The 3,498-nt window shown below is 75.4% G+C and carries 3 protein-coding genes; all 3 read left to right on the top strand.

Features of this window, described 5'->3' with window-relative positions; all coding sequences use genetic code 11:
- Positions 1 to 1,413 (top strand): FAD/NAD(P)-dependent oxidoreductase (locus ABZ914_RS48630; protein WP_500201398.1); only part of this gene is annotated, 1,413 nt, incomplete at its 5' end.
- Complete coding sequence (locus tag ABZ914_RS48635; RefSeq protein ID WP_500201399.1) at positions 1,410 to 2,339, top strand: dihydrodipicolinate synthase family protein; 930 nt, start codon at positions 1,410 to 1,412, stop codon at positions 2,337 to 2,339. The genes ABZ914_RS48630 and ABZ914_RS48635, both read left to right, overlap by 4 nt.
- Positions 2,339 to 3,340 carry a proline racemase family protein gene (locus ABZ914_RS48640; protein WP_500201400.1) on the top strand — a complete coding sequence of 334 codons (1,002 nt, stop codon included), beginning with the start codon at positions 2,339 to 2,341 and terminating at the stop codon, positions 3,338 to 3,340. The genes ABZ914_RS48635 and ABZ914_RS48640 overlap by 1 nt, the downstream gene beginning before the upstream one ends.
- Positions 3,341 to 3,498: the final 158 nt, after the last annotated feature.

Consider the following 3,498-nt stretch of genomic DNA (forward strand, 5'->3'; position numbering starts at 1 on the left):
GCCGCGGCGGGCGCGCTGCGCGCCGGCGCGGACGTCACGCTGGTCGACGCGTCCGAGCACCCCGGCGGCCAGTACCACCGGATGCTCCCCGACGCGTTCGCCGCCGCGAACCCCGGACGCCTGCACCACGGCTGGCGCGGCTTCGAGCGGCTCCGCGACCGCGTCCTCGGGCATCCGCGCTGCGACTGGTGGCCGGAGAGCACCGTCTGGTCGCTCGAACGGCCCGACGAGGGCGCGCCGATCGTCCACGTGCTGCGCGGCGAGGCCGACGCCGCCGGACGCGAGCGCCGCGTCCTGCGCCCGGACGCGCTGGTCCTCGCGCCCGGCGCCCACGACCGCGTCCTGCCGTTCCCGGGATGGGAGCTGCCCGGCGTCTACACCGCCGGCGCCGCGCAGGCGCTCGCCAAGGGGGAGCGCCTCGTCGTCGGCGACCCCGTCCTGATCGCCGGTTCTGGACCGTTCCTTCTCCCGGTCGCCGCGTCGCTGATCGAGGCCGGCGCCACCGTCACGGAGGTGCTGGAGGCCAACCCCGCCGCGACCGTCGCGCGCGGCTGGGCCCGCCGCCCCTGGGAGCTGGCCTCGCAGGCCGGCAAGGCCGGGGAGCTCGCCGAGTACGCGGGGCTGCTGGCCCGGCACCGCGTCCCGTACCGGACGGGCCGCGCCGTGATCGAGGCCCGGGGCGACGGGCGCGTGGAAGAGGCGGTCACGGCGCGGCTGCGTCCCGACTGGTCGGTCGTCCCCGGCACCGAGCGCACCGTCCCGGTGGACGCGCTGTGCGTCACCCACGGCTTCAGCCCGCAGCTCGAACTGCCCGTCGCGGCCGGCTGCGCGCTCACCCGCACGCCCGGCGGCGCCTTCGCCGAGGTGGACGCCGACCAGCGCACCACCGCGCCCGGCGTCTACGCCGCCGGCGAGATCACCGGCATCGGCGGGGCGCCCGCCGCCCGCACCGAGGGCCTGCTCGCCGGCTGGATCGCCGGGGGAGGCGACCCCGCCGCCCGCGAGGCGGCCGCGCTGCGCCGCCGCCGCGACCGGGCCCGCGCGTTCGCCGCCCGGCTCGCCGCCGCCCACCCGATCGGCGCGGCCTGGCCCGGATGGCTGCGCGACGAGACCGTCGTCTGCCGCTGCGAGGAGACCACCTACGGCTCCCTGCGCCGCGCGGCCGGCGAGAAGGCGGGCGGGTCCGCCCGCGCGGTCAAGCTCGGCACCCGCACCGGGCTCGGACCGTGCCAGGCCCGCATCTGCGGCCCAACGGTCGCCGACCTGCTCTCCGGCACGGTGCCCGGGGCGAACCCCCATCACCGTCCCATCGCCCAGCCCATCCGGCTCGGCGAACTCGCAAGTCCCCCCGTCGAGAACACCGACGACACCCCTGACCCCAGGAACCCCGACCAGAAAGAGAGCGCCCGATGAGCGACACCAAGCTCCTGAGCCTCGGCGGCGTCATCGTTGCGACGGCGCTGCCCTACTACGAGGACGCCACCGCTCCCGCCGGGCTCGCCGTCGACTACGACAAGTACGCCGAGCACTGCCGCTGGCTCGTCGACAACGGCTGCCGCGGCGTCGGACCGAACGGCTCCCTCGGCGAGTACTCCTCGCTGACCGACGAGGAGCGCCGCCGCGTCGCCCGCACCGCCGTCGAGGCCGTCGGCCAGGACGGCGTCGTCGTGGTCGGCGTGCACGGCCCCGGCTCCCACCAGGCCAGGCACTGGACCGAGCTCGCCGCCGAGGACGGCGCGCACGGCGTGCTGTGCCTCCCCCCGACGATGTACCGGGCCAACCGCGGCGAGGTCATCGCCCACTACGAGGCCGTCGCCTCCGTCGGGCTGCCCGTCATGGTCTACAACAACCCGATCGACACCAAGGTCGACCTCACCCCCGACCTGCTCGCCGAGATCGCGCAGATCGAGAACATCGTCGCGGTCAAGGAGTTCTCCGGCGACGTCCGCCGCGTCCTGGAGATCAAGGAGAAGGCGCCCGGCCTGGAGGTCGTCGCCGGCGCCGACGACGTCACCCTGGAGGCGCTGCTGATGGGCGCCACCGGCTGGTTCGCCGGCTTCCCGAACGTGTTCCCGGCCGAGTCCGCGCTGCTGTACGAGCTGGCCACCACCGGGAAGCTGGAGGAGGCCCGCGCCCTGTACGAGCCGCTCGTCGCCGCGTTCCGGTGGGACTCGCGCACCGAGTTCGTCCAGGCGATCAAGCTCGGCATGGAGCAGGTCGGCCGGTACGGCGGCCCGTGCCGCCCGCCGCGCGGCCCGCTGACCGACGAGCACCGCGCCGGCGTCACCGCCGACATGGCCCGCGCCGTCGAGGCACTCGCGCAGCGGCAGGCCGCCTGATGCGCTCGGCCCGGTCGATCACCGCGGTCGACTCGCACACCGAGGGCATGCCGACCCGCGTCGTCACCGGCGGCGTCGCGCCCATCCCGGGCGCGACGATGGCCGAGCGCCGCCGGTACGCTGTCGAGCACCTCGACGGGCTGCGCCGGTTCCTCATGGACGAGCCGCGCGGCCACGCCGCGATGAGCGGCGCGCTGCTCCAGCCGCCGACCCGGCCGGACGCCGACTGGGGCGTGGTGTACATCGAGGTCAGCGGGTTCCTCCCGATGTGCGGGCACGGCACCATCGGGGTCGCGACCGTACTGGTCGAGACCGGGATGGTCGAGGTGACCGAGCCGGAGACGATCGTCCGGCTGGACACTCCGGCCGGGCTCGTCGAGGCCCGCGTCGCCGTCCGCGACGGCGTCGCCGAGAACGTCACGCTCCGCAACGTCCCCTCGTTCGCGCTGCGCCGGGACGCCGTCGTCGACGTGCCGGGCCTCGGCGAGGTCCGCTACGACATGGCGTACGGCGGCAACTTCTACGCCATCACCGAGCTGGAGCGGCTCGGGCTGCCGTTCGACCGGGCCCGCAAGGACGACATCCTCAAGGCCGGGCTGGCGATCATGGAGGCGATCAACGAGGCCGACCGCCCGGTGCACCCCGGCGACCCGCTGATCGGTGGCTGCAAGCACGTGCAGTTCCTCGCGCCCGGCTCGGACGCGAAGCGCTCGCGGAACGCCATGGCGATCCACCCCGGCTGGTTCGACCGGTCGCCGTGCGGCACCGGCACGTCCGCGCGGATGGCGCAGCTGCACGCGCGCGGCGAGCTGCCGCTGCACACCGAGTTCGTGAACGAGTCGTTCATCGGCACCCGGTTCACCGGCCGGCTCGTCGGCACCGCCGAGGCCGGCGGGCTGCCCGCGGTGATCCCCGAGTTCACCGGCCGCGCCTGGATCACCGGCAACGCCACCTACCTGCTCGACCCCGCCGATCCCTTCCCCGAGGGCTTCGTCCTCTAGCCCGATCGGCCTTTCCCGTTCCGGGGCCGCGGCCCCTGTCCGGGCTCTGCACGGCGGCCGGCCGAACCGCGCCCGCCGCCGCACCACCCACCCCGTGGTAACCCCACACCCATCCGCGAGGGACCGTCATGTCCCAAACCAATCCGAAAAAGCCCCCC

The organism is Spirillospora sp. NPDC046719 (assembly GCF_040645715.1).
Taxonomy (GTDB): Bacteria; Actinomycetota; Actinomycetes; order Streptosporangiales; family Streptosporangiaceae; genus Spirillospora.